Annotated in this window: 19 protein-coding genes and 1 pseudogene; 14 read left to right on the top strand and 6 right to left on the bottom strand. The window is 60.3% G+C overall.

What is annotated here, in order from left to right:
• Positions 1-905, top strand: a 905-nt coding sequence (locus C1722_RS14055) for a class I tRNA ligase family protein (protein WP_146040717.1), incomplete at its 5' end; no start/stop codon positions are given.
• An 845-nt stretch (positions 906-1750) separates the two neighbouring features.
• Positions 1751-2482, top strand: coding sequence for a hypothetical protein (locus tag C1722_RS14050; RefSeq protein WP_244902593.1), 732 nt, complete (start codon positions 1751-1753; stop codon positions 2480-2482).
• 195 nt (positions 2483-2677) lie between these two features.
• On the opposite strand, the gene C1722_RS14045 is transcribed toward C1722_RS14050, so the two are convergent.
• Entirely contained in the window at positions 2678-4132 is a 1455-nt protein-coding gene (locus C1722_RS14045) for a response regulator transcription factor (protein WP_102379987.1), read from the bottom strand.
• Positions 4133-4400: 268 nt separating this feature from the next.
• On the opposite strand from C1722_RS14045, the gene C1722_RS14040 reads away from it, so the two are divergent.
• Positions 4401-6095, top strand: coding sequence for an FAD-dependent oxidoreductase (locus C1722_RS14040; RefSeq protein WP_342352773.1), 1695 nt, complete (start codon positions 4401-4403; stop codon positions 6093-6095).
• Between the two features lie 249 nt (positions 6096-6344).
• Positions 6345-6998: a SanA/YdcF family protein gene (locus tag C1722_RS14035; RefSeq protein ID WP_102379986.1), complete on the top strand. Its 654-nt coding sequence runs from the start codon at positions 6345-6347 to the stop codon at positions 6996-6998.
• Positions 6999-7083: 85 nt separating this feature from the next.
• Here the strand turns inward: C1722_RS14035 and C1722_RS14030 are convergent, their stop codons facing one another.
• Positions 7084-8649, bottom strand: coding sequence for a helix-turn-helix transcriptional regulator (locus C1722_RS14030; RefSeq protein WP_102380408.1), 1566 nt, complete (start codon positions 8647-8649; stop codon positions 7084-7086).
• A 184-nt stretch (positions 8650-8833) separates the two neighbouring features.
• Here C1722_RS14030 and C1722_RS14025 point away from each other — a divergent pair, with 184 nt between their 5' ends.
• The 6 genes from C1722_RS14025 (at position 8834) to C1722_RS14000 (ending at position 15733) form a co-directional block, all read left to right on the top strand.
• The gene (locus C1722_RS14025; RefSeq protein ID WP_180995270.1) at positions 8834-9595 is read left to right on the top strand and encodes a molecular chaperone TorD family protein; all 762 of its coding nucleotides are present in this window, start codon (positions 8834-8836) and stop codon (positions 9593-9595) included.
• 56 nt (positions 9596-9651) lie between these two features.
• Positions 9652-11844 carry a molybdopterin-containing oxidoreductase family protein gene (locus C1722_RS14020; RefSeq protein ID WP_102379984.1) on the top strand — a complete coding sequence of 731 codons (2193 nt, stop codon included), beginning with the start codon at positions 9652-9654 and terminating at the stop codon, positions 11842-11844.
• Between the two features lies 1 nt (position 11845).
• Entirely contained in the window at positions 11846-12382 is a 537-nt protein-coding gene (locus C1722_RS14015; RefSeq protein ID WP_102379983.1) for a 4Fe-4S dicluster domain-containing protein, read from the top strand.
• Positions 12383-12388: 6 nt separating this feature from the next.
• Positions 12389-13255 (top strand): NrfD/PsrC family molybdoenzyme membrane anchor subunit, encoded by an 867-nt coding sequence (nrfD, locus tag C1722_RS14010; RefSeq protein ID WP_102379982.1) that lies wholly within the window; start codon positions 12389-12391, stop codon positions 13253-13255.
• Between the two features lie 577 nt (positions 13256-13832).
• Positions 13833-15260, top strand: coding sequence for an MDR family MFS transporter (locus C1722_RS14005; protein ID WP_244902591.1), 1428 nt, complete (start codon positions 13833-13835; stop codon positions 15258-15260).
• Entirely contained in the window at positions 15257-15733 is a 477-nt protein-coding gene (locus tag C1722_RS14000; RefSeq protein WP_102379980.1) for a CBS domain-containing protein, read from the top strand. Before C1722_RS14005 ends, C1722_RS14000 begins: the two co-directional genes overlap by 4 nt.
• 100 nt (positions 15734-15833) lie before the next feature.
• Here the strand turns inward: C1722_RS14000 and C1722_RS13995 are convergent, their stop codons facing one another.
• The 4 genes and pseudogenes from C1722_RS13995 to C1722_RS13980 all read right to left on the bottom strand — a co-directional run bounded on the left by C1722_RS13995 (position 15834) and on the right by C1722_RS13980 (position 19555).
• The gene (locus tag C1722_RS13995; protein ID WP_102379979.1) at positions 15834-16490 is read right to left on the bottom strand and encodes a YczE/YyaS/YitT family protein; all 657 of its coding nucleotides are present in this window, start codon (positions 16488-16490) and stop codon (positions 15834-15836) included.
• 220 nt (positions 16491-16710) lie between these two features.
• A pseudogene (locus C1722_RS17910) lies at positions 16711-17108 on the bottom strand (aspartate/glutamate racemase family protein); the annotation flags it as partial.
• A 61-nt stretch (positions 17109-17169) separates the two neighbouring features.
• Positions 17170-17994 (bottom strand): zinc finger domain-containing protein, encoded by an 825-nt coding sequence (locus tag C1722_RS13985; protein WP_102379978.1) that lies wholly within the window; start codon positions 17992-17994, stop codon positions 17170-17172.
• 52 nt (positions 17995-18046) lie between these two features.
• A complete protein-coding gene (locus C1722_RS13980) occupies positions 18047-19555 on the bottom strand; it encodes a helix-turn-helix transcriptional regulator (RefSeq protein ID WP_425319388.1) in 1509 nt (502 codons plus the stop codon).
• Positions 19556-19961: 406 nt separating this feature from the next.
• Between C1722_RS13980 and C1722_RS13975 the strand changes: the two genes are divergently transcribed.
• From C1722_RS13975 to C1722_RS13960, 4 genes are all read left to right on the top strand, one after another.
• Positions 19962-22388, top strand: coding sequence for a DMSO/selenate family reductase complex A subunit (locus tag C1722_RS13975; protein WP_102379976.1), 2427 nt, complete (start codon positions 19962-19964; stop codon positions 22386-22388).
• A 42-nt stretch (positions 22389-22430) separates the two neighbouring features.
• Positions 22431-23051, top strand: a complete 621-nt coding sequence (locus C1722_RS13970; RefSeq protein ID WP_102379975.1) for a DMSO/selenate family reductase complex B subunit — start codon at positions 22431-22433, stop codon at positions 23049-23051.
• Positions 23052-23176: 125 nt separating this feature from the next.
• Positions 23177-23791 carry a DMSO/selenate family reductase complex B subunit gene (locus C1722_RS13965; RefSeq protein ID WP_102379974.1) on the top strand — a complete coding sequence of 205 codons (615 nt, stop codon included), beginning with the start codon at positions 23177-23179 and terminating at the stop codon, positions 23789-23791.
• A 118-nt stretch (positions 23792-23909) separates the two neighbouring features.
• Entirely contained in the window at positions 23910-24461 is a 552-nt protein-coding gene (locus C1722_RS13960; RefSeq protein ID WP_180995269.1) for a CarD family transcriptional regulator, read from the top strand.
• Positions 24462-24468: the final 7 nt, after the last annotated feature.

Here is a 24468-nt window from a genome sequence, read left to right as displayed (position 1 = left end):
ACATCGGCGGCATCGAGCATGCGATCCTCCATCTGCTCTACTCGCGCTTCTTCGTGAAGGTGCTGCGCGATATCGGGCTCGTGGATTTCGACGAGCCGTTCCAGAACCTGCTCACGCAAGGCATGGTGAAGCTCAACGGCGAGACCATGTCGAAGTCGAAGGGCAACACCGTGGCTCCCGAGGACATGATCGTCGAGTACGGTGCCGATGCGGTGCGCACCTACATCCTGTTCATGGCGCCGCCCGACAAGGATCTCGAGTGGGAGGAAGACGGCCTCGCCGGCATCTACCGCTTCCTCAACCGCGTATGGCGCCAGGTGAACGACCTTATGGGCCAGGCGGGCGACGATACGCTCTACCAAGGGGAAGCAACTCAGGAAGAGGGCATCGCCGCTTCCGATGTGCTCAATCGCGAACGTCATCGCGTGGTCGGCAAGGTGATCGACGACATCGACCGCAACAACTTCAACACCGCGCTCGCCGCCATCATGGAGCTCTCGAACGCCGCGGGCGACTACCTGCGCAAGGTGTCTCCCGAAACGCGCGCAGCATGCGACCACCTGCCCAAGCTCGACCGCGACGTGGCCGAGACCATCGTCGTGATGCTCGCGCCCATGGCCCCGCACTGGGCCGAGGAGCTGTGGCACACCGTGCTCGGCCACGAGGGTTCGGTGCACGAGCAGCCATGGCCCGAGTTCGATCCCGAAGAGGCCAAGGCCGACGAGGTGGAGCTGGCCGTGCAGATCAACGGCAAGGTGAAGAGCCGCATCATGGTTGCCGCCGACGCCGAAGAAGACGCGATCAAGCAAACGGCGCTCGCCGCCGTGTCGAACGCGATGGAAGGCAAGAGCGCCGTCAAGGTGATCGTGATCCCCGGCCGCTTGGTGAACATCGTCGTTAAGTAAGCCCTACGTCGTTTACGTCCGACGGAAAAGGCCCGCCAACGCCCATTGAGGTAGGCGGGCTTTTTTGCGGGTTCGAACGGAGCCGTAAATCGAGCGGTATGCGGAAGGCCATACGATAGTGTTCCTTGCGCGCGGTTTTTGAGGAAAGCGCACGCGACGGCGTCTTCTTCTGAGCACCGCACTAGCGCAGCCTGCGTCGTAGCATTGGGTACGGTGTCATCGAACGGAAAGGGGAAATGCGCTATCGTCGCAACGTGCAATGCTGCACTAATGGAAGGCTCGGAGCGAGCCATCGGCGCGCAAGTCTTCGGGCGGTCCGTCGGGAGGCGCCGTATTCCTGAATAATGCTACCGCACAGGGGAATGCATGGGGTGGAGCATCGGAATGCGAGATCTTGCATAGACCTCCAAATAGCTTAAAACGGCAGAAAATTCGACCTGTGTCAAAATGTAAGATAGTAAATATATGTCATGTCTATCTCGAAGAATTCGCGACCAGGCATTTTCCCGCGATCAATCGCATTATCAATAAAGTAACTAATTCACAAATTGACACAGGTCGAAATTTCTGCCAAATCATGATAGGATACATGCATGAGCATCGTTATCGCATACGATTCGGCCCTCGCATATTGGCGATTGGTCGGCTCTGGCTTCCTCGGCGATAACAGGGCACGCCAAAAGGCGACTCGGCAGGCTCGGGCAACGTTGGAATCCAAAGAAAAACCGCGGCTCGAGGGCGACAACCGTCGTCCGGGCGGTTGTGCGCTCCCGGTGCACGTTCTGGTTAGCAATGGCGAATCCCGTGCGCGAACCAAAAGCATTGTGAGCACCGTATGGAGCACGTTGCCCGAAAAATCAATCATCGATGCAGGACAGGGATTCTTGATGAGTTCGCCTGAGTTCTGCTTTTTGCAAATGGCAAGCAGAATGTCGCTCGTGGAGCTCATACTGCTTTGCTTCGAGCTCTGCGGTACCTATTACCTCGTCGACAATGCTCCCGCCAAGCGCCGCGAAGCACCGCTCACCTCGGTTGCGAAGCTCCGAGCGTTTGTCGAGGCCGCACCGAATGCACCCGGTCGCGCAAGGGCCCTTCGCGCGCTCCGCTATGGACAGGACGGCTCCGCTTCCCCCATGGAGACGATGCTTGCCATGCTGCTCTGCCTGCCTTACGGGTTGGGCGGCTACGGTCTTGGATGGCCGAAGCTCAACTATCGTGTCGACGTGCCTGCGAGCATGCGAAAGCTGGCAGATCGCACCTATTGCGAGTGTGATCTGTGCTGGCCCGACGCCGCTCTCTGCGTCGAATACGACAGCAAGCTCTACCACACCGATCCCGAGCGTCAGGAGAGCGACGCGCGACGCCGTAACACGCTCGCCTCGCTGGGTTTCACGGTGGTGACGGTGTCACGGAGGCAAGTGATGGATGGCGGCGCCTTCAACCGCTTGGCTCATCAGGTGGCGAAGAAGACGGGCAAGCGCCTGCGCTACGAGGATCCGGGCTTCACGCGGAAGCACTGCTTCCTGCGCGATGAATTGATCGCATTGATGCATGCTTCGTTCGATTACGCCGAGTGAGCACATCGACGTGCGGATTGCTTCTTCGAAGCTTAAGCCCATCGAATTCTCGGCGAGTATCCGTGTTGTCTTTCAAGTTTGGATTGCTGAGCTTTCGCATCCTTGACTGTGGCCGAACGCGCCTTCCGAATGCGTCTTCGACTTTTGCTTATTTCGAGTGGTCGTGCGTTCGTTTTGCGGGATTTCGTGCCATCCTCAGGCTTTTCCCGCATGCTCGACGATATCGATGAGTTCTTGTTGCGAGTGGATGCCCATTTTCGAGTAGATGTGACGCACGTGGGTTTTCACCGTGTTGTGCGAGAGGAACAGCTTCTCTTGGATGATGGGGCTCGTACGCCCCCGCGCCAGCAGTTCGAGTACCTCCGATTCGCGGTTCGTCAAGCCAAAACGCTCGGCGACGGTGCGGCAGTTGTCTTCGAGGCTCGGCATATCCCCTGTGGCGTCTCCGATAGGCTCGATCGCCGCGGGAGCAACGGGAACGATGCCTTGGATGGCCGATTCGAAGCTGAATTTCTTCAGCACGACGAAATTGTAGAACATGAAGCCGAAGGTGATGAGGGCCGATGCCCAGAGTATTCCGTCGACATCGCCTGCCGTAATGCTGCCGATTGCCTGGCTTACGAGTGCGCCGATGCCGATGCCGCACCACGACGCTCCCATGGCGAAGGCAGCGGTCGTGATGCCGCCGAGCAGGTTGCGCGATCCGACGGCGGCTACGAGGAAGTACATCAACAGCGTGAAGGCGCTTGCTCCAGCATGGAGAAACACGCTTGAGAACTGCAAACCGCCGAGCGCGCCCGACCCTATGAGGACGAGCGGTGCGGTAAGGAATCCTGCGAATACGAGCAGCGTCGAGGTTTGGAACAAGGTATCGGCGTCGAGCTTCGCTTTGCCGATGACGACGGCTAGAAACACGATCGTGACCGGCAGATACGACAACAGCATCTGGGCGGGGGTCTCAACGGCGGTCTGCAGGTTCAAGGCGTATCCGTATGCGGCGTTGAACAGCATGATCGACACGAACACCGGGTGGGAGAACGGCAGGTACGACGAGGGGTTCGTCACGTCGAGCACGATGGGGGAATCGACCGATCGGATGGTCTCGATGGTCCCGAGCGCATAGGTGCGCACGAGAGCGAACGCAGCAACGATAACGAGGGCGTATAGCGTAAGCCCCGCAACGAAGGGCAGGGGTACCACGGAGAGCAGCAGGCTTATCGCGTAGCTCAATACGAACGCGCTCGGAATGCAGATCGCGCAACGCGTGACCCCGAGTCTCATGAGCGTGATGATGGCGAGAATCGTGGTCCATACCGTGCCGATGCCCCCAAAGGGGCTCCCGATGGCAAGCAGCAAAGGCGAGCGCGCCATGATTCCGAAATAGAGGAAGACAATTCCGATTCCCAGGGCGGCGAACGAGAACGTCGACCAGATCTTCTCGACGAAGACGCTCGGCTTGCGATAGGCGGCAACGCCGAGCAGCACGAAGAATACGACGCCGCAATACGTCGATATCTCGCGAGCGCCATCGTTGATTCCGATGAACTGCGGGAAAAGGAAATTGTTGAGCAGGAAACCGTTCACGAGCAGCAGCGCAAGAGCCGCACTGGCCCGTATCGCCATCACGTTTGACGACGTTTTCTCGTTCATTGAAGTTCCTCCCAAATCGTTCCCGACCCAAGTGTATACGACTCGTATCGAAAAAAGTAGGTGTGAAGAGCCATTTTAGTACGGTTCACCCTCTCGGGGCGAGCTGCGGCCCGAGATGCATCCAAGCGGTAGTCGAGTTGGAAAAGCAAAGTTCGCGTTCTCGGGGTGACGGCAAAACGGGCGAAGCGAGATAGGGTGGCAGCACGCGATGCGGACGGCACGCGAAACGCCGTCCGATCGGAACGAAAAACTCTGTGGAAGGGAAGTCATGGATATCATGAACGAAAAGAGGGGCGGGCTCACCCGCCGCGGATTCATCGGCCTCGGCGCTCTTGCGGCAGCCGGTTCGATGGTCGGCCTTGCCGGATGCGCACCTCAGAACGACGGCAGCGGTCAGGCCGATGCCGCGCCGAACGACAACGCCCAGGCGGGAACCGACTGGCTCGGTGCCGAGCCCGAGGTGACCGATATCGCGCGTACCGAGGAAACCGATTTCCTCATCATCGGCGCGGGTACGGCGGGCATGTGCGCGGCGGGGACGGCGGGCGACCTCGGCCTCGATTTCATCCTGTGCGAGAAGAACGACAGCGTGCAGGAAACCCGCGAGTACCTCGGCGCGGTCAACACCATGTATACGCCCGAAGGTGTCGAGGTCGACAAGGCGAAGCTCTTGAACGAGCTCACGCGCTACGCATCGGGCAAGTGCGATCAGGAGGTCATCAAAGTCTGGATCGACGAGAGCGCCGAGATGATCGAGTGGTTCGCGCCCATGATGGAGGCCGCTGGCAAGCAGACCGTGTTCGATACGCCGCCCGCGCATCCCTCGGGTGGGACCGACTACTACATGCCGTACCTGCAGCATGTGTACCTGCCGCCCTATACGCCGCCGATGCGCAACGATGTTCTCGCCGAGCACATCGAAGGGCTCGGCCACGAGATCCGCTACAAGCACGAACTCGTGAAGCTCGTCCACGACGGAGCGAAGGTGACGGGCGCGATATTTTCAACGTCCGACGGCAACGTGCAGATCAACGCGAAGGATACGCTTTTGGCAACGGGCGGCTACCCGGCCAACCCCGTGATGATGAGCGCGCTGCAGCCTGCGGCCCTCGAGTGCTGCACCGCTTCGAGCTATGCCCCGAACAACGATGGCTACGGCCTCAAGGCGGGGCTGTGGGCCGGAGGCGTCAAGGATGCCGATCCCGCTCCGATGATCTTCGATCGCGGCGCGGTCGAGCCCGGGGTTGATTGCGGATACGTGGGCGAAGGCGAAAAGGCGATGCTTCCCGGCACGATCTTCCAGGAGAACATCGGCAGCCAGCCGTTCATGAAGGTCAACCGTAACGGCAAGCGCTTCGTCAACGAGTCGATGCCCTACGACTTCATGTGCTTCGCAGCGAGCTACCAGCCCGGCGGCGTGTGGTGCCAGGTGTTCGACGGCAACGCCTCCGACGACATCCTGCGTTTCTCGACGGTCGGCTGCTCGGCGTTCGCAAACCAGATGATGGCGGCGGGTATGCCCATCGACGAGTTCTGTGCGGTCGCGCTCGAGCAGGGCATCATGGTGAAGGCCGATACGCTCGAAGAGCTCGCCGAGAAGATGCAGCTGCCGAAAGAGGAATTCCTCGCACAGGTCGACGAGTACAACGAGATGTTCGACAACCAGGAGGATACGCAGTTCGGCAAGGAAGCCTACCGCCTCTCGGCGCTCCGTACGCCTCCGTTCTACGGTTGCTGGTTCGGTGGATCGCTCCTGACCACGCTCGACGGCTTGCGCATCAACAAGGATTGCCAGGTCATCGGTAAAGACGGCGGCGTTATCGAAGGGCTCTACGCGGCGGGCGATGTGTCGGGCAGTTTCTTCTCAGGCAACTATCCCGAGTACATCGTGGGCTGCGCATCGGGCCGAACCTCCACGCAGGGCCGCCACGTGGCACGCCTGCTTGCAGGGGATCTTGCGTAAACCCGACATATCGGCGATCTCGCACGCCGGGATCGCCGGGCACCTTCCGGATGGGCGTCGAATCGATCGGCGCCCATTGCGGTTCGAACCGGTTCGATCTGTCCGACTCGGTTGTCGCGGAGCTCTTCGCGTTGTTCTCATTGTTGTGAAAGAGCTGTTCCTTTTCGGTAGGAGACGGATGAACGCGACCGATCAATGCGGCACCTTTGCTATTATCACTGCATGGCCAAGGTAAGGAAACATGGACTCATGGGTACCGTATTGCTCGTTATCGTCGGGGCGATCGTTCTCGTTATCGCGGTAGCGGGGATAACGAACGCCGTCGTCATCAAGACGGGCGGCGATAGGATCGTGTCTGCCGAAACGGCGGCATCGGGCGATGCCCAGTGCATTCTCGTGCTCGGTGCGTCGGTTCTCGCCGACGGAACGCCGTCGGGCATCCTTCAGGACCGGATCGACCGCGGCATCGAGCTCTACTTCGCAGGAGCGGCTCCCAAGATCATCATGAGCGGCGATAACGGCACCGAATCGTACAACGAGGTGCTCGCGATGAAGAACTACGCCATATCGAAGGGCGTACCGAGCGAGGATATCTTCTGCGACCATGCGGGATTCTCCACCTACGAGAGCATGTACCGCGCAAAGCACGTGTTCGGGGTCGAGCGCATGATCGTCGTCACGCAAACCTACCATCTGTACCGTGCGCTGTATGCGGCCAACGGGCTCGGCATCGACGCGGTGGGAGTCGAAAGCGATCTGCATACCTACGGCGGCCAACCGATGTTCGATTTGCGCGAAATTCCCGCTCGAACCAAGGATTTCTTCCAGACGCTCATCGCAAATCCCTCGAAGTTCGTGGGCGATCCCATCAGCCTCAACGGCTCGGGCGACGACGTGGAGTAGACCGGTTGCCCAAAGCCCGAACCTTCGATTCAGCGGGAATGCGGGCGATCGACGGGTGGGAGTGTAGGCGGCCGATGGTTGCGCTTCAGCGGTATTGCTCGATCAGATCGATGAGCTGCTGCTTGGAATGCAGATCCGTTTTTTCGAGGATGCGCCGCGTATGCGTGCGGATTGTGTTTTCCGACACGTACAGCGCATCGGCGATCACCTTTGCGGAGCGCCCGCGGGCCAGATAGGGGAGCACCTCCGCTTCGCGGCGGGTCAGGCTGTAGTCTTCGGCGATCATCTCGAATATCGATTCGTCCGACGGCGGCGTTTCGGCGGCACGCGTCTTTACGGAGCGCTCTGCCGTCGTCGGCGCCTCGTCGGATTCGCCGCGCTGCATGTCGGTTGGGCCGTAGGCGATCTGCGCCGCCGATTCTTCGGCGGTACCGTCGTCGGCGCGCTCGGGTGGATCGGACGGCGCCGCGTCGGATGCCCCGGATCGTAACGCGCTTGCGCGCCGCTTTCGGTTGAACAGCGCGATCATGGCAAGCGCGTATACGGCCCCGATGGAGACGCCCACGATGAGAACGGGGGGACGGTCGGGTATGAGCATGACCACATAGCCGATGCCGATGCCCACGAGCCTTGCAAGGATCGAGAGCGCACGTACGATGGCTCCGATCACGAAGCCCGATACGGCAAAGTCGTAGGCGGTCGATGCAACCATGTACCAGATGATCACATCGAAGGCACCGTAGCTCGCGCTCATGACGGCGTTGAGCACGATGGGGTTCGTCTCCCAGAAAAACGGCAGGATGGCGAACAGAAGCACGATGACGGGTACGATAACGCGGAAGGCGAGCGCCAGATCGATTCGCTTATGCGCGTAAAGCACGAGCCCGACGAGCCCGACGGCGACTACGAGGTTGGCGATGAGCGGCGTTTGGTGCGCTTCGTTGACCGAGCCGACCGAGAGGACCGTGAACTCCCAGACAAACCCGAAAAGACACGAGAGTACGATGCTCGCCACGACGAGCGTAAGCAGCGATGTGAGCGCCGACAGGTATCGTTTCGAGTTTGCCGAGCGGGCATAGTGCCCGTCAGGGACCTCGCTGCGGCACCGCCGCAAGCACAGAAGCGAAAGGATCGGCAGCGGGATCATGAGCGCAAGCGCGGGAACGCCGAGGGTTTCGGTTGCGAGCGAAATGCCGAGGAACAGGGCGGCGGTCAACAGGAAGGCGACCGGGACGTAGAACGACGTGCGCGAGGGATGCATGCGCCCGAGGTATTCCGCCCAACCGCCCCAAAAGTATCCGTAGCCGATTCCGGTGAAGGCCGATCCGAGCAAGAGCAGTATCAGCCTGACCTCGGGAGATTCCAGATATCCCGCTCCGTGCAAAAGGGAGATGCCGCCGATGATGCAGGCGCAGAACAGCCATGCGGGAAGCCGATCGAACGAATGGGGGTCGTGCTCCATGTGCGAGGCGATGGCGAACAGCGCGGTCATGTTTACGACGAACGATGCGATGACGACGAGCGTCTCGATCTCGGGGGTGTTGGCGGGTCCGACGAGCAGGATGGAGCTGCGAAACGTCAGCATGCTGCACGCCCAGAAAAACGCAAGACCGATATGGCGGAATCGCAGCGTTTTCCAGACCATCCTCATGCTGCGTCTGTCGCGCATTTCCGATGTCTGATCGTCCACGTTCGCCTCCTTGTCATTGCTCCCGTTCGCGTCTGAATGCATATGCAATACGTTTGATCTGGTAAAACGTATAAATCACCAGAAACTGATTACGTGCTCGGCTGCGCCTGAACCTACGATGTGGGCATCGGGAAAGGACGAAACCGTGCAAAACGCATCATTCATTGTAAACGTAATTGCATCTGTTGCGATCATGTTTACGCGTCAAAGCGAAGAACGATACCGCGAAACGTGCCGATCCGAGGCCTGGGCGCTTGCGCGCGAAGCGGGGAAGCTCTATCTCGGGGACGTGCGAAAAGAAGGTCTCCGCCCCCTTGCGATGCTCGAACCTCCGACATGGGAGGTTCGGCGCGCGGTGCAGAACGAAGTGCTTACCGCCGGAATGCCGTTTTCGGCCTTGCCGGTTGAATCGCTCTACCGTCCGTGGTCGGCAGCTCGGGGGAGCAACTACGGAGCGCAGCGAGGATTGTACCTCGGCGATGCGGCTCATCATGTGCAATCGATCTACGACAGGATCGGCATCGAGGTGCCCGAAGCTTTTGCGGCTTCGCCCGATCACCTTGCGCTGCTGCTCGAGCTCGTTGCGCTTTTCATCGAGAGCGGCAACGACGAGGCGGCGTGCAGCGTCGCCACCGACCACTTCGGCTGGCTCGGTGCTTACGACGAGGCCCTCGAAACGCGTGCTGAAAAAGCCGCCGCCGCCCGGCTGTTCGACGACGAGAAAAAGGCCGCCGTATGCGAGGGCGTCGCGCACCTGAGGGCGCTCGTTGCGTTGACCGGGGAGCTTGCTTTGGCTGTAGCCCGGCCAGGTGCCGCCGGTTTCGAGCAAGGGCGAGTGCGCGGTGCATCGTGCCTGCAGCCGTCCAATCAACAGGAATACCTCGCCGTATGCGGCGATGTTCGCTAGCGAATGATCATTCGCCTCAGGCGGGAAGATTACGGGAAACAAGACGAGGAAGGAAGATGTTCATGACGGGCATTTCAAGGAGGACATTCTTGAGGGGGACGGCCGCAACGGCAGCTCTTGCAGCGGCAGCCGGCTCCCTATCGTTCGGCGCATGGCAAGCCGAGCAGGCTCACGCGGCCGGCGATGCGGTTGAAGAAGCGCCGTCGTTATGCAACGGCTGCTCGAGCAAATGCGGGCTCGTTGCCACGACGGTGGGAGGCAGGCTCTGGACGCTTCGCGGCAGCGACGTGCATCCCTACGCGAAGGGGCACATCTGCGGACGCGGCCACGGCCTTGCGCAGATGGCGTATTCCGACGAACGGCTCACGAGTCCGATGCGCCGCACCGAATCGGGCGAGTTTGAGCCGATAAGCTGGGACGACGCCTTCGCCGAGATCGGCCAGAAAGTCAAGGAGATCATTGCGGCGAACGGGCCCGAATCGCTCGCCATCATCCAGGATCCGCGCCCCTCGGGCAAATACTACTCCAAGCGCTTCATGAACGCGCTTGGGTCGCCCAACGTGTACGCGCATTCCTCTTCGTGCAATCTGTCGAAGGAAAGCGCCTACACCTACACCATCGGCGCTTCGAACTACTCGACCGACTTCGGTAACGCGAAGATGGTCATGTTCATCGGACGCAGCTACGGCGACGGCATCCGTCCTTCGTCGGTTGCAAGCCTTGCTGCGGCGGCCGAGGCGGGAACGCGTATCGTGTCGGTCGATCCGAGGCTCAACAACTCGGGCATTTTCTCCGACGATTGGGTGCCGATCAATCCGGGAACCGACTTGGCGTTTCTCATGGCAATGTGCAACGTTCTCATCGAAGAGGATCTCTACGATCACGAATTCGTCGAGCAGAACACGGTCGGTTTCGAAGAATTCGCCGCTCAGGCGAAAGAGTGCACGCCCGCGTGGGCCGAAACGATCACCGATGTTCCCGCCGAGCGGATCGAGGAGCTCGCCCGCGCTATGGCCGCGGCCGCACCGGCCGCCTCGATCGAGGCGGGGTGGCGTGCGGTTATCGGCTGCGCGTACAAGAACTCGTTCGATACGGCTCGCGCAGCTACGGCGGTGAATGCGCTTTTGGGCTGCTGGGGTCAAAAGGGCGGAGCGCTCTTGACCTCCTCGCCGAAAGCGGGAAAGCTCGATGACGCCCGTTTCGACGATCCGCCGAAGCCCGAGGCGAAGGCCATCGGTGCGAAGGAGTATCCGCTCGCGCTCGCGAGCGCCGGTACCAATGTCGCAGCGCTCGAAGCCGCGCTCGACGGCAGGCTCAAGGGCATGTTCTTCTACAACTCCAACGCTGCGAAGGGTTACGCCCAGCCGAAGGCCTGGACCGAGGCGCTCGGCAAACTCGACCTCGTCGTCACGATCGACGTGCAGATGAGCGAGACCGCGCTGCAGTCCGATTACGTGCTGCCCGAATGCACTTATCTCGAACGTCTCGAGCTTCCTGAGTGGATCGGCGGCAAGAAGCACTTCGTCGGTATGCGCACGCGCGTGCTCGAGCCCATCCATCCCGAAACGAAGGCTTGCGACGAGATTTTCAACGGCCTTGCCGAGGCGTGCGGTGTGGGCGAGTACTTCCAGTTCACGGCTGAGGAGCTGGCGGCAGCCCAACTGAAGACCGTCGGCGTGGACATCGAGACGATCAAGAAGGAGGGCACCGTCGAGCTCGCCGATCCGAAGTTCGCATACGGCACGCCGACCTTTAAGACGGCATCGGGCAAGTTCGAATTCAAGACCGATGCGGTCGGCGAAGCGGGGCTCAATCCCGTTATCGGCTACGTCGAACGCAAGGTCACCCCGAAGGTCGGCGAGTTTTACATCGTCGGCGGCAAGCAGGGCATTCATTCGCATACGATGACGCAGAACATCGCCGCGCTGAACGCCATCTCGCGCCAGTACAACATGGAGCGGCTCTGGATGAGCGCGAAGGATGCCGAATCGCTCGGCATCGCCGACGGGGATACGGTCGAGCTTTCCTCGAGCGAGCATACCGGCACCGTTGCCGTTCGTGTGACCCAGCGCATGAAGCCCGGCGTTCTGTTCCTTCCCACCCACTACGGCGGCGATTCTCCCTATCAGACGCGCGCCTACCAGTACGGCGTGGCGCTCACCGACTTCATCCCCTTCGACGCGGAGCCGGGTGTCGGATCGATGATGAGCCAGGAAGTTGCGGTAACGGTTACGAAGGTGGAGGCATAACATGGCACGCTACGGAATGCTGATCAATACGAAGAAGTGCGTCGGCTGCTACGCTTGCCGCATCGCTTGTCAGATGAAGAACCACCTCGAACCCACCGAGGCGTTCATCCGCTACGAAGAACGCGAAACGGGCGAGTATCCGAGCGTGTACAGCGAGATCATCCCCCTGCAGTGCCAACACTGCGAGGATGCGCCGTGCGCGGCAGTCTGCCCGACGCACGCCACCTACATCACCGACTCGGGCGTCGTGCTCGTCGATGAGAACAAGTGCATCGGCTGCAAGTACTGCATGGCCGCATGCCCCTACGGCGCCCGCATCGTGCGCGAGGAGACCGGCGTAGTGGAGAAGTGCCGCTTCTGCTGGGAAGACGGCAAGCCGGGCGATCCTCCGGCCTGCGTGGGCACCTGCATATCGGGCGCGCGCGTCTTCGGGGATCTCGACGATCCGGCAAGCGAGGTCTCGAAGGCCATCGCCGAGTACAACGCCCAGCCGATTGCGGGCGATCTGACCAAGTCCAAGATTTTCTACGTGAGGTGATGTAACATGATTTGGGGACCTATGATTGCATGGTACCTGTTTTTGGCCGGAGCGTCGGCAGGTGCCTTCCTGACTGCGGCGTTCGTCGAAGCGAAGTATCCCGACAGCAATAAAATGCGCATCGCCGGGCGCATTATCGCCCCCGTCTTCGTCGGCATCGGCTTGCTCATGCTGATGCTCGATGCCGAAGCCGGGCTGATGAACCCGCTGCGTTTTTTCTATCTCATCTCGAACCCCGGTTCGGTTATGACGCTCGGCGTCTACTTCATCTGCATCTATATGCCCGTGGCGCTCGTCGTTGCTTTGCTCGAGATACTTAAGAAGAAAGTTCCGAAGTGGCTCACGTGGATCGGCATCGTGTTCGCGTTCGCCGTGGCCGCCTACACGGGCTTTCTGCTCGGCGTGGTTAAGACGTTTCCGTTGTGGAACAACGCCATTCTCCCGATACTCTTCGTGGTTTCGGCGCTCTCTGCGGGTCTGGCGGCTACGAGTCTTGTTGGTCTGGTCACGGATCGCGAGAAGTTCGAGCACATGTGGCTCGTCAAGAAGAGCCATGTAATCCTGTCGGCGGTCGAGCTCGTCATCCTGTTCACGATGCTCGTCATCGTGCATACGGGGAGCAGCGCGGGTGCTGCAACGGTCGATTCGCTCATCGCGGGGCAGTACGCGCTGCCGTTTTGGGCGGGAATCATCCTGCTCGGGTTGGTTGCGCCGTTCCTCATCGAGGGGTACCCCGTATTCATCACGAAGCGGGTCGAGACATCGACGACTTCTCTCGTGCTGAGCGTGATCGGGGAGTCGGGCGTGCTGATAGGCGGCTTCTTGCTCAGGCTGCTCGTCGTGCTCGCCGCATTGCCGCTCGTGTTCGTGTAGCGCGCTTCGCGCTCGCAACGCAGAGATGCCCGTCGATTTCTCGGCGGGCATCTCTGCGTCTGCGCCCGATCGATAACCTTGTTCCGCGTTTCCTCGTCGCCTGTCCGCTCGAACGAGGCCCGTATTGTGGAAATCGTTTGATCGCAGAACTTTCTCGAAAATACGGGGGTTTCCGACTGTTCTATACTTGCACACCGTGCATTTGCTGATCATGACATACGAACGGCTTACCAGCCGCCGACAACCCGGCCTTCGTTTTACGGACGCCGTCCGTTCTCGCTGTGCTGGGGAAGTGGGCGTTGGGGTATGGCAGGGATCGCTTTGATGCCTTTCTCGTTGCGGTGCGGCGCGTTTTTCTGCGCTCGTCCGCTGGCGCATGCATCCGTCTCGCTTTCGAGCGACAGGCAGTAGCGCCGGGTTTTCCGTACACCGTATTCCCAACTGCAAACCATGCACGTGCGTGGCGCATCGAGGCTCGCCGCAAAAGCGGTGGGCGGCTCGGCAGCCGCTGCATGCGCGAAACCTGCCCGCCTATCGATGGCGGCACGGCTCGAACGAGAAAGGCGATGAAAGAGTTTTGCTTGACGAACAAGAATTGGTATCCCGACAGCACAAGGTCACGCGCAAGGAGATCACGATCATCGGGGTCGTGCTCGCCGGCGCGTTTCTGGCCATCCTGAACCAGACGGTGCTTTCGCCTGCGCTGCCGAAGCTCATGGAGACGTTTTCCATCACGGCGGGAACCGCCCAGTGGGTAACGAGCATCTACATGCTCGTGAACGGTGTCATGGTTCCGGTTTCGGGATTTCTTATCGATAAGTTTCCGACGCGGAAGCTGTTCTTCGCGGCCATGATCATGTTCATCATGGGGACGGTCTGTGCCGCGATGGCGCCGACGTTTGAGTTACTGCTGGTCGGACGCGTGTTGCAGGCGGCGGGCGCAGGCATCCAGCTGCCGCTCGTCGCAGTCGTGCCGATGCTCATCTTCCCGCCCGAGAAGCGCGGCACGGCGATGGGAACGGCGGGCATCGTGATGAGCTGCGCTCCGGCGGCGGGTCCGGTGCTTGCAGGCATCATCATCGACTCGTGGGGTTGGCGCATGATGTTCTGGGCGATGGTGCCGCTGGCGATCGTGGTGTTGGTGGCGAGCGTCATCCTGCTCGACAACGTCGGCGAGCTCAAGAAGCCGCATCTCGATGTGCTCTCGGTGGTGCTGTCGACGGTTGCATTCGGGGGGCTGCTGTACGGCTTCTCTTCGGCGAGTACGCTCGGATGGGCGAATATCGTGGTCGTAGGCTCCATCGTGGTCGGGGCGTGCGCTCTGGTGTGGTTTATCCGCAGGCAGTTGACTATAGACGAGCCCATTTTGCAGCTCAAAGTGCTCGAAACGCCGACGTTCGCCTACTCTGCGATCATCGTGACCGTCGTCAATTCGGCGCTCGCCGTGGGTGCGGTCGTTCTGCCGCTGTACCTGCAGAACGTACTGGGTCTCACCGCATTCGAAACGGGTATCCTCATGACGCCGGGCGCGGTATCGACCATCTTCCTCAGTCCGATAAGCGGCATGCTGTTCGACCGCTTCGGGCCGCGCGTGATCGCGATCGTGGGCCTATCGGGTCTGACCGCCTCGTTCGCCGCGCTTGCCTTCATCGGGCAGTCAACGCCGGTTTGGTATCTCGTCACGTTCTACGTTATCCAGTCGGCTGGGTTGACCCTTGCGAACATGCCGGTGAACACCTGGGGGCTCAATTCGCTCGACAACGATAAGATCGCCCATGGCAACGCCATCTCGAATACCGGCCGTCAGGTAGGCGGTGCGATGAGCACGGCTCTGCTCGTCACCATCATGACGATGGTGACGGCCTCCCAGGCGCAGGCGGGTCCGATCGTCTCCCAAGTCGCAGGAATCTGCACGGTGTACGGGATCTCGGGCGTGATCGCGGCCATCGCGCTGCTGATCGCCATCCTCAAAGTCAAGAAAAGCATCCAAGGAGTGAACCGATGAAGCACCCCATTAGCGAAATTATGGAAACCGACGTCTATACGTGTCCGTATACCCTCAGTTTGGGAGATGTGGTCAGGGAGTTCAGGAAAAAGAAGGTTACCAGCTTGCCGGTGGTAGACGATAATCGCCGCGTCGTCGGCTTCGTCAGCGATGGCGATATCCTCAAGGCGGTTGCCGAACAGAAGACGAGGGCCATTGCGAGCGGGTACTCCACCATGCTCTTCTACGACAGCGAATCGTTCGAGGACAAGGTCGCCGCGCTGAAAGACCGCAACGTCATGGAGCTTGCGACGAGGAAGGTCATGTGCGCAGCGACGGACCAGTCGATCGGGAGTGTGGCCGATGTGCTCTCGAAGCGCAAGTTCAAGAAGCTTCCCGTGGTCGATGCCGAGGGCAAGCTCGCCGGAGTAGTCCGCCGCGCAACCATTACGCAATACATCTTCGATCTGCTGTTCGGCGAGGACGAATCGTAGGCAAGCCATTCTGATGGAGCCCGCCGATTCGCGTTCGTCCGCGTACCGGCGGGCTCGGCCTTGCTTCGATTCGGAGAGGCTTGCACCGGACGCGTCGGGTCTACGAGTCCGCGTAGGCTCCGGCGTGCTTGAGCATCGGGATGGTGGCGTGGTCGTTCCAGAACGTGATGAGCGGTCCGGTGAAGAACGCTGCGATGACGGTGAACACCCCGATCGGGCCTCCGACGAGAAACGCAATGGCCGTGACGAGGATATCCTGGCCCATGCGTGCCGGCGTGTAGGGTACGGGCGTCCTGGCGGCTACGATGATCGCGACGGCGTCGTAGGGTGCGACGCCCAAATCGGTGTTCATGTAGGTCGAGACGCCGAACGTGAAGAGCGCGACGCCGACGACGAGGCAGATTCCCGCCTGCAGCATACTGCCGTCAAGCGGGAGCGTGGCCGTGAGCAACCAGGTGAAGAAGTCGATGAGAAACCCGACGAACACCATGTTGATGACGGTGCCGATGCCGATCTGCTTGCGCCCGAAGATGAAGACGAGCACGAGCAGGACGATGTTGACGGCAAGCTGGTAGACGCCGAGCGATAACCCGAGGATGCCGCTGATGCCGATGTTCATGGCGGTGAAGGGGTCGACGCCGACGCCGCCGATGCGGCAGACGGTGGTCCCGAGCGATATGATCACGATGCCGATCGTGGAGAATGCGATGCGCTTCGCGAGTGCCTTGGTCTTTTCAGACGGGTTTCCTCTATCCATGATGCTGCCCTTTTTCGCAGGTCGAAGTTTCGTTGACTCTCAGTATCAACGAAACGGGCGAAGGCGGCCGGTTCTGTTTCGATGCGGAAAGGCTTCGGTTTCCCCTGCGTCACGTTGTCATCGAACGGTTGCCGTCAGCGCGCAGGAGGTCGAACAGCAGGGCGTGGGCCGCGCAGAGAACGGGATCGAGCACGGGAATGCCGGCCTCTTGTTCGAGCACGGGCGCAATGCCGATGGTGGCGAGTCCGGTGCAGGCGAGCGCTACGGCGTCCGCACCGTCGGCTGCGNGGTGATGCCGAGCACGGCTATCTTCTCGCCGAACCGTGTTGCGGCGCTTGCCGTGCATTCGCCCGCACCCACGACGGGAATGCTCGCTTGCGCCCGAACTTCGGCGACGCCGGGATCGTCGGCGCAGCTTATCATGATGCCGTCAAGTCCGTTTTGCTCCATTTCGCGTGCAAGGGCGACCACCTTCGGTACGGCGAGGGCTTTCGTTTCGGCGTCGTGAATGCCCTCTGGTTGATCGGGGATGCAACGCGATACGGTTTCGAACTCGGGAAACCACCGTTCGACGAGGCGCCCATGCGCATCGGTGGCCTCTTGGTTTTGAGTTATCACGCGGATGATGCCTATGCGATACACGGCGATCCTTTCTCGGTTGCAAAGCCCCGAAACAGCGCTACAGCGGTTGGCAGACGGGGCAGAAGTACACGTTGCCGCCGAGGTACGCCTTGCGCGTTATGGGACTGCCGCAACGCGGGCAGGGGCGGTCCTTGGTTTTCGCCGAGAGAAGGGTGGCGTATCCGCCGGGGTTTCCGAAGAGATCCTTGTCGGTGTTGCGCCCGCCCGCTTCCGTCATGGCGGAAAGCGTGCTCTTGATGCTGGCGAACAGCGCATCCAGATCGCTCTGATCCATGGCGCGCAGCTTTTTCTGCGGATTCACGCCTGCGTTGAACAGGATATCCTGCAAAACGCCGTTTCCGAGACCCGGTATGCGCTGCTTGGTGGCGAGCAGCTCCTTCGCTGAATTCTTTTCCTCGGCTTCGGCGACGAGGCCGTCGAAATAGTGCCGGTCGAACGCATCGCTGAGGGGGGAAGGTTTTTCGTGGGCAACGTTGTAGTAGAAGTTGTCGGTTACTCCATTCGGGTACACCATCATCGCACCGTACATCTGCACCGAGCAGACGATGCCGCTGCCGTCGTCGAACACTAGATGGAACTGGTACTTCTTCGGCAGCTTCGCGCCGGGTTCGACGTAGCGGATGTTCACGCCGTCGTTGAATGCGAGGTGCATGTCGCCGATGGTCGCATCGACGATGCTGCCTGCGGGCGTGCACGCATCAAGCGTCTTTCCGACGAGCAGATCGGGGTACTCTTCGGCATCGTGGCTGTAGAAGGCGAATCCGTGGGCGGTGTGGGCCGCTTCAACGAACGCGACGGTCCGCCCGGCAAGTGTTTCGGTAATCTGTCGGGAAACGGTTGTGCTCTCGGGTAGCTCAAGCATGGCGGCTCCTCGCGCAATAGGAAGTACCTCGGATGGTAACAGCGTACGCTTATTATACCGAGTTCAGATCGCTCGGATCGAACGATTCGATAAGATCGAGCAGTTCCTGCTTCTTGTGGATGGCGAGCTTCGTGTAGATTCGTTTGCTGTGCGTACGGATGGTATTCTCGGAGACTACGAGTTCCTCGGCGATGCGCGCGACGCTGTTGCCGCGGGCGATGAGTTCCATGACCTCGGTTTCGCGTGCGGAAAGGCGGTAGTGCCGCTGCAGCGCCGCCGCCTGCTTGGATATGCGGTCGCGGTAAGAGGGCTCTTCTTGTTCCGAGCGGATGCGGGCGGGCCTCTTCGCTTCCTTTTCGAGCGCGTTCCCGGAAAGCGATGCGGCCGACCGCGCATGCCTGAGAGCTACCGCACGGCCTCTCTCGGCCTCGCCCCGTTCTGCTCGAGGTGCGAGTGCGACGAGCTCGATGCTTTCCGCATCGGTGCGGCGCGGCGAGAGAATCTGGCGAAAGCCCCCTTGCCCGATGAAGTACATGAGGCCGAGCAGGTAGAGCGCCATGATGGAGACTGCCACGAGCGGGGGGATGCTGATTACGGGGATTTTCTCGGCGAACGTTCCCGTGACGAATCCGACGTCGTGCAGCAGGTAGACGATGCCGCCGAAAAAGCCGTATATGAACACGGGGTTGATGCCTCGATCGCGCGATGCCTGGGCGCACTGGATCATCATGAGCACGATCGCGCAGCTGTAGACCGCATAGAGCGCGCTGGCGAGCGGGCCCGAGAACGGCTCGTCGAAGATGGGGAGCAGCAGAAACGCCGAGATGAGAAACGGGAAGAATATGCGGTATGCCGCCGTAACGTTGAGGCGGATGTTCTTGACCTGCCACACGAGGAGCAAAGCGACGGCGGCAACGAGCGAAGTTCCCATGGAGAGGATGTTGACGAGCGATCCGATCTGCGGATCTCCGATGGCGAGCGAACGCATGATGCCGCAGCAGAAGCCGAGCGCGCCGATGGCGAACGCGCTGCGCCAGTAGTCGTGGAGAATCTGCCGGTAGATGCGCGGATGGTCGCGGGGAACGTCTTCGAACATCGGCTGATTGGGATCGATCGTGCGGCTTTTCAACACGATGCACAGGCCGAAAAGCGGGAGGAACACAAGCGGGATGAGGTATACGGTTACGGCACCGGGTATGAGGTAGAGCGAAAAGTAGAAGATCGAGGCGTAGGCGGTGCCGAGGATGAGGTCGCGGTTGCCCGTTTCGGCCTCTTGGCTGGCGAACAGGCGCTGCCACAGCATGTAGAAGCCGGCGGAACCCAAGCCGAGCAGCGCGCCGCCGATTACGACGAGGGGCAGGGCGGCTTCGTCTATGTAGATGGCTCCGACAAGGCAGCACCATCCGAGAAAATAAGGGACGCTTGCGGCCACCACGAGAAAGCGGCGCGTGGGGCCGGGAAAGAAGTACACGCCGAGCGCGCTCGCAAAATAGCTGAGCGATACGACGAGCGATTGGGCGAGGAAGAAGCCGAAGATGATTTCCTGCGTTTGGAATTCCATGGGAAGAAACGGGAACACGCCGCCCCACACCCCGGCTGCATTGATGGCGAGGAACAAGGCGTAACCCAGCGACGTTACGTTGGGCTTGAGAATATGCAGCAGATGCGCAGCTTCCAAATTCCACCTCTCGCTTTTCTTTCCCTCAGGGGAAGTATACCGATATACTGGGGCCAAAGCTCGTTGATACGCGAATTGGATAGATTTTGGGTATGCTCTGAACAGGCATTTTATAAAATTCGCACGTTTTATGTGACAACGGAGCCGTCGCGCGTGCCTATGCTTTGGCCCGTTAGAGCGTTGCGCGGTGGGTGTCGTCGGCATTCGGCGAGGACGCCGCTTCGGCATCGGGGCTTGCGGTTGATGCCGAAGCGCCACGGGATGCGCAACCACAGGACGAGAGGGAAGGATGGATACGATGAACGATGCTATGGTATCGCGTCGGGGCTTCGTCAAGGGATCTGCTTTGGCGGGTCTGGGCGTTGCGGTAGCGGGCGGCGGCGCTTTCTCGCTGTTCGGCTGCTCCTCGCAGGGCGAGCAGCAAACGGGTGCAAGCGAGCCGACCGAGTCCGCAGAGCAGGTTTTCTGGGGTCATTGCTCGGTGAACTGCGAAGGCCGCTGCTCGCTGCAGCTCCATGTGAAAGACGACGAAGTCGTTTGGGTCGAAAGCGACAATACGGGCGACGACGAGTACGGTAACCATCAGATTCGCGCTTGCCTGCGTGGTCGCTCGATCAGGAGATGGATCAACCATCCCGATCGCCTGAGCGTGCCGATGAAACGCGTTGGAAAACGCGGCGAGGGCAAGTTCGAGCAGATCTCATGGAACGAGGCCTTCGACATGCTCGCCGAGAACTACACGAGGATACTCGACGAGTACGGTCCCGAATCCATCTGGAACCATTACGCTTCAGGCGTCAACGCGTCGAACATCGGCTCGTTCCTTTCCCGCTTCATCAATATGAACGGCGGTTGCCTGGGCCGTTACGGCAGCTACAGCTCCGCGCAGATATCGGCGGCTCTGCCTTACCTGTACGGTACGCGCGCCGCGAACTCGAATTCCGATATCGTGAACTCGAAGCTCGTTGTAATGTTCGGCGAGAACTCGGTCGAAACCAAGGCCGGCGGAGCGGGGCCGACCTATCATCTCGAACAGGCGCTCGAGCAGGGCGGGGCGAAGGTCATCGTCATCGATCCTCGCTACAGCGATACCGTGGCAACCCGCGCCGACCAGTGGATTCCCATTCGCCCCGGAACCGACGCCGCCCTCGTTGACGCCGTCGCCTACGTGCTCATCAGCGAGGACCTCGTCGATCACGATTTCTTGGCGAAGTACTGCATCGGGTACGACGAGGATTCCATGCCCGAATCCGCCAAAGGCCAGAACAAGTCGTACAAAGCCTACATTATGGGCGAAGGGGCCGACGCCGTAGCCAAAACTCCCGCTTGGGCGGAGGCAATCACCGGCGTTGCCGCCGATACCATCACCGAGCTCGCTCGTGAGATCGGCACGGCAAAGCCTTGCGCCATCTACCAGGGCAAGGGCCCGCAGCGCCAGTCGAACGGCGAGCAGACGGCCCGTGCCATCTGCATGCTTCCCGTTTTGACGGGCAATGTGGGGATCAACGGCGGCAATACGGGATCAGACCTCGACGGTTTCTACTTCTCGACGTTCTCGGTTCCAACGGGCGATAATCCGGTAGAAACCAAAATCGCTACGTTCACCTGGACCGATGCGATCGATCACGGCACCGATATGACCAAGCTCGCCAACGGCGTGCGCGGCAAAGACAAGCTCGAAGTGCCGATCAAGATGATATTCAACTATGCAGGCAATACGATTACGAATCAGCACAGCGACATCAACCGCACCCACGAGATCCTGCAAGACGAAAGCAAGTGCGAGTTCATCGTGGTGTGGGACACCTTCCTTACCGATTCGGCGAAGTATGCCGATCTGCTTCTGCCCGATCTCATGCCCGTCGAGCAGCCGAACTTCGTTTCCAACGACTATGCTGGCAACATGGGCTTCATCATCATGGGACAGCCTGTCACGTCGCCGAAGTTCGAGCGCAAGACGCTGTATTCGGTGCTATCCGAAGTGGCTGATCGCATGGGTATGAAAGACGAGTTTACCGAAGGCCGTGACGAGCAGGCTTGGCTCGAGTACTGCTACGAGGAGGCGCGCAAGAAGGACTCCGAGCTGCCGACGTTCGAGGAGATGCTCGCACAGGGCATCTACCGCCGCAAGGATCCCGACGGCCACCACGTTGCGCTCAAGGATTTCCGCGACGATCCCGAGGCTAACCCGCTCGAAACGCCGTCGGGCAAGATAGAGATCTATTCCGAAGCGCTCGAGGAGATCGTTGCAACGTGGGAGCTCGCCGAGGGCGATATCATCAATCCGCTGCCGGTGTATGCTCCCGGCGTCGAGGGATTCGATGACCCGCTGCGCGAGACGTACCCCTTGCAGATGCCCGGCTACCACTACAAGGCGCGTGCGCATTCGTCGTATGGTTGCATCGACGTGCTGAAGCAGGCGGCGCCTCAGGAGCTCTGGATCAATCCCGTCGACGCGGAGTCTCGCGGTATCGCCGACGGGGAGACCGTCAAGGTATACAACGACCGCGGTACGGTGGAGATTCTGGCAAAGGTCACGCCCCGTATTCTTCCCGGCGTTGTTTCGATGGGGCAGGGTGCTTGGCACGAGGCCGACATGGCCGGTGACAAAGTTGATCGCGGAGGCTGCATCAACACGCTCACTTCGCTTCGTCCTACGCCTCTTGCGAAGGCGAATCCCCAGCATACGAACCTGGTGGAAGTAGCGAAGCTGTAGACCGCAAACGGTCTGTGACCCATTGGATGAAAGGTAGTTTCCATGTCTCAATACGGATTTTACTTTAACGGGCCGAGGTGCACGGGATGCAAAACCTGCGAACTCGCCTGTAAAGATTACCATGATCTCACTCCCGAGATCGCCTTCAGGAACGTGTACGAGTACACGGGCGGTACGTGGAGCCAGAGCGGATCGCTATGGAGCGATGATGTGTATTCGTACTACATCTCGAGCGCATGCAATCACTGCGACATGCCGGCCTGCATGGCCAACTGCGCGCAGGGGGCGATATCGAAAGACCAGAAAACCGGTATCGTCACCATCGATGCCGAGAAGTGCATCGGCTGCGGACTCTGCGTCGAGTCGTGCCCGTACGGCGCCCCTAAGCTCGACGCGGAGAAAAACGTTGCGGTCAAGTGCGACATGTGCGCTGACCGTGTGGCGGAGGGCCTTGTTCCCGTCTGCGTCGAAGCCTGTCCTTTGCGTGCCCTCGAGTTCGGCGAGATCGAAGAGCTTCGCTCCAAGTACGGCGACGTGGCTGCGGTGGCTCCGCTTCCCGATCCTTCCGAGACGAGCCCGAACGTCGTCATGACCGAGCCGCGCCACGCTAAACCGATCGACGATAAGACCGGTGCGCTGGCAAACGAGATCGAAGTAGCATAAACTACTGCCGATCGAATGCACCCGGCTCCGTATTTCTTCGAGTCGGGCTACGACGGGGTGCGATCCACGCGAGGACCGCACCCCGTCGTGCATGGTAGTATGTATCGGCAAGGAGGTGAGGAGCTTTGGCGCAATACGGGTTCCATTTCAACGCGCAGCGTTGCACGGGTTGCAAGACCTGCATGCTTGCCTGCAAGGACTTCCACGACCTGCCTTCGGCGATTTCGTTTCGCCAGGTATACGAATACGGCGGCGGTGCGTGGAGCCAGAACGATCGGGGCCTGTGGACGCAGGATTGTTTTGCGTACTACCTCTCCGTCTCCTGCAACCATTGCTCGGATCCCGCCTGTACGAAGGTGTGTCCGACCGGTGCCATGCATAAGGGCGAAGGCGGCCTGGTGAGCGTCGACCGCAAGAAATGCATAGGGTGCGGCTACTGCGCCCTGTCCTGTCCGTATCGTGCGCCGAAAGTGGATCGCAGCCAGGGGTTCAGCGTCAAATGCGACGGCTGTGCGTCGCGTGTTCTTGCGGGAGAGAAACCCGTCTGCGTCGAAGCCTGCCCTTTGCGCGCCCTCGATTTCGGCGAAGTATCCGATTTGCGTGAGGCGTTCGGCGACGCGGCCGATCTGGCACCGCTTCCGCCGTCCGATGCGACGCAGCCAAACCTCGCCATCACGCTTCCCCGCCATGCCGCGCGGGCGGCGGAAGGCTCCATCGAAAACGCCCGCGAAATCGTCTGAGCACCCGTTCGGCTCCCGCTTTTGAAGATTTTGTTACATCTGCCGTCTAATCGGAGTAAAATTAACCATGGACTATGCGCACGAAATGGGACGAGAGCACAGAAGCGGAGTGAGGCACATGTTTGAAGTTGGAAGTACGGTCCTATACGGTAGCGACGGCGTTTGCACGATCCAGAACATCACCCACAAAGAAGTCGGCGGAGTTTCGGGGGAGTACTACGTCTTAGAGCCGGTGTATCAGAAGAAATCGACCGTGTTCGTCCCCCTCGACAACGAGCGGCTCATCGGCAGGATGCGCAATATCCTTTCGGCGGATGAACTGCTTGATCTCATTAAAACCATACCCGAGGAACCGCTCGTATGGATCGAGGACGAGGGAGAGCGCAAGCAAACGTACAAAGAGATCATTTCTCGGGGAGATTGCACCGAGCTCATGCAGCTGGTGCGGACCCTGTATCTGCATAAGGAGAAGCAGATCGAGCGGGGCAAGAAACTCCATGCGTGCGACGATCGGTTTTTAAAAACGGCCGAAAAGATGATCAACGACGAGTTCGCCATGGTGCTCCATATCGATCCCGACCAAGTTCCCGATTTCATTTCCAAGCGCGCCGAAACCGCCGAGCCTGTTCGGGCTGGACGCGGTTTGCGCAGGGGTTTTCTCGCTCGGTAACCAAAAA

Source organism: Raoultibacter timonensis (assembly GCF_900240215.1).
GTDB classification, from domain to species: domain Bacteria; phylum Actinomycetota; class Coriobacteriia; order Coriobacteriales; family Eggerthellaceae; genus Raoultibacter; species Raoultibacter timonensis.
The sequence above is the reverse complement of the archived record's forward strand: the minus strand, read 5'-3'. Positions and strand labels throughout refer to the sequence as shown.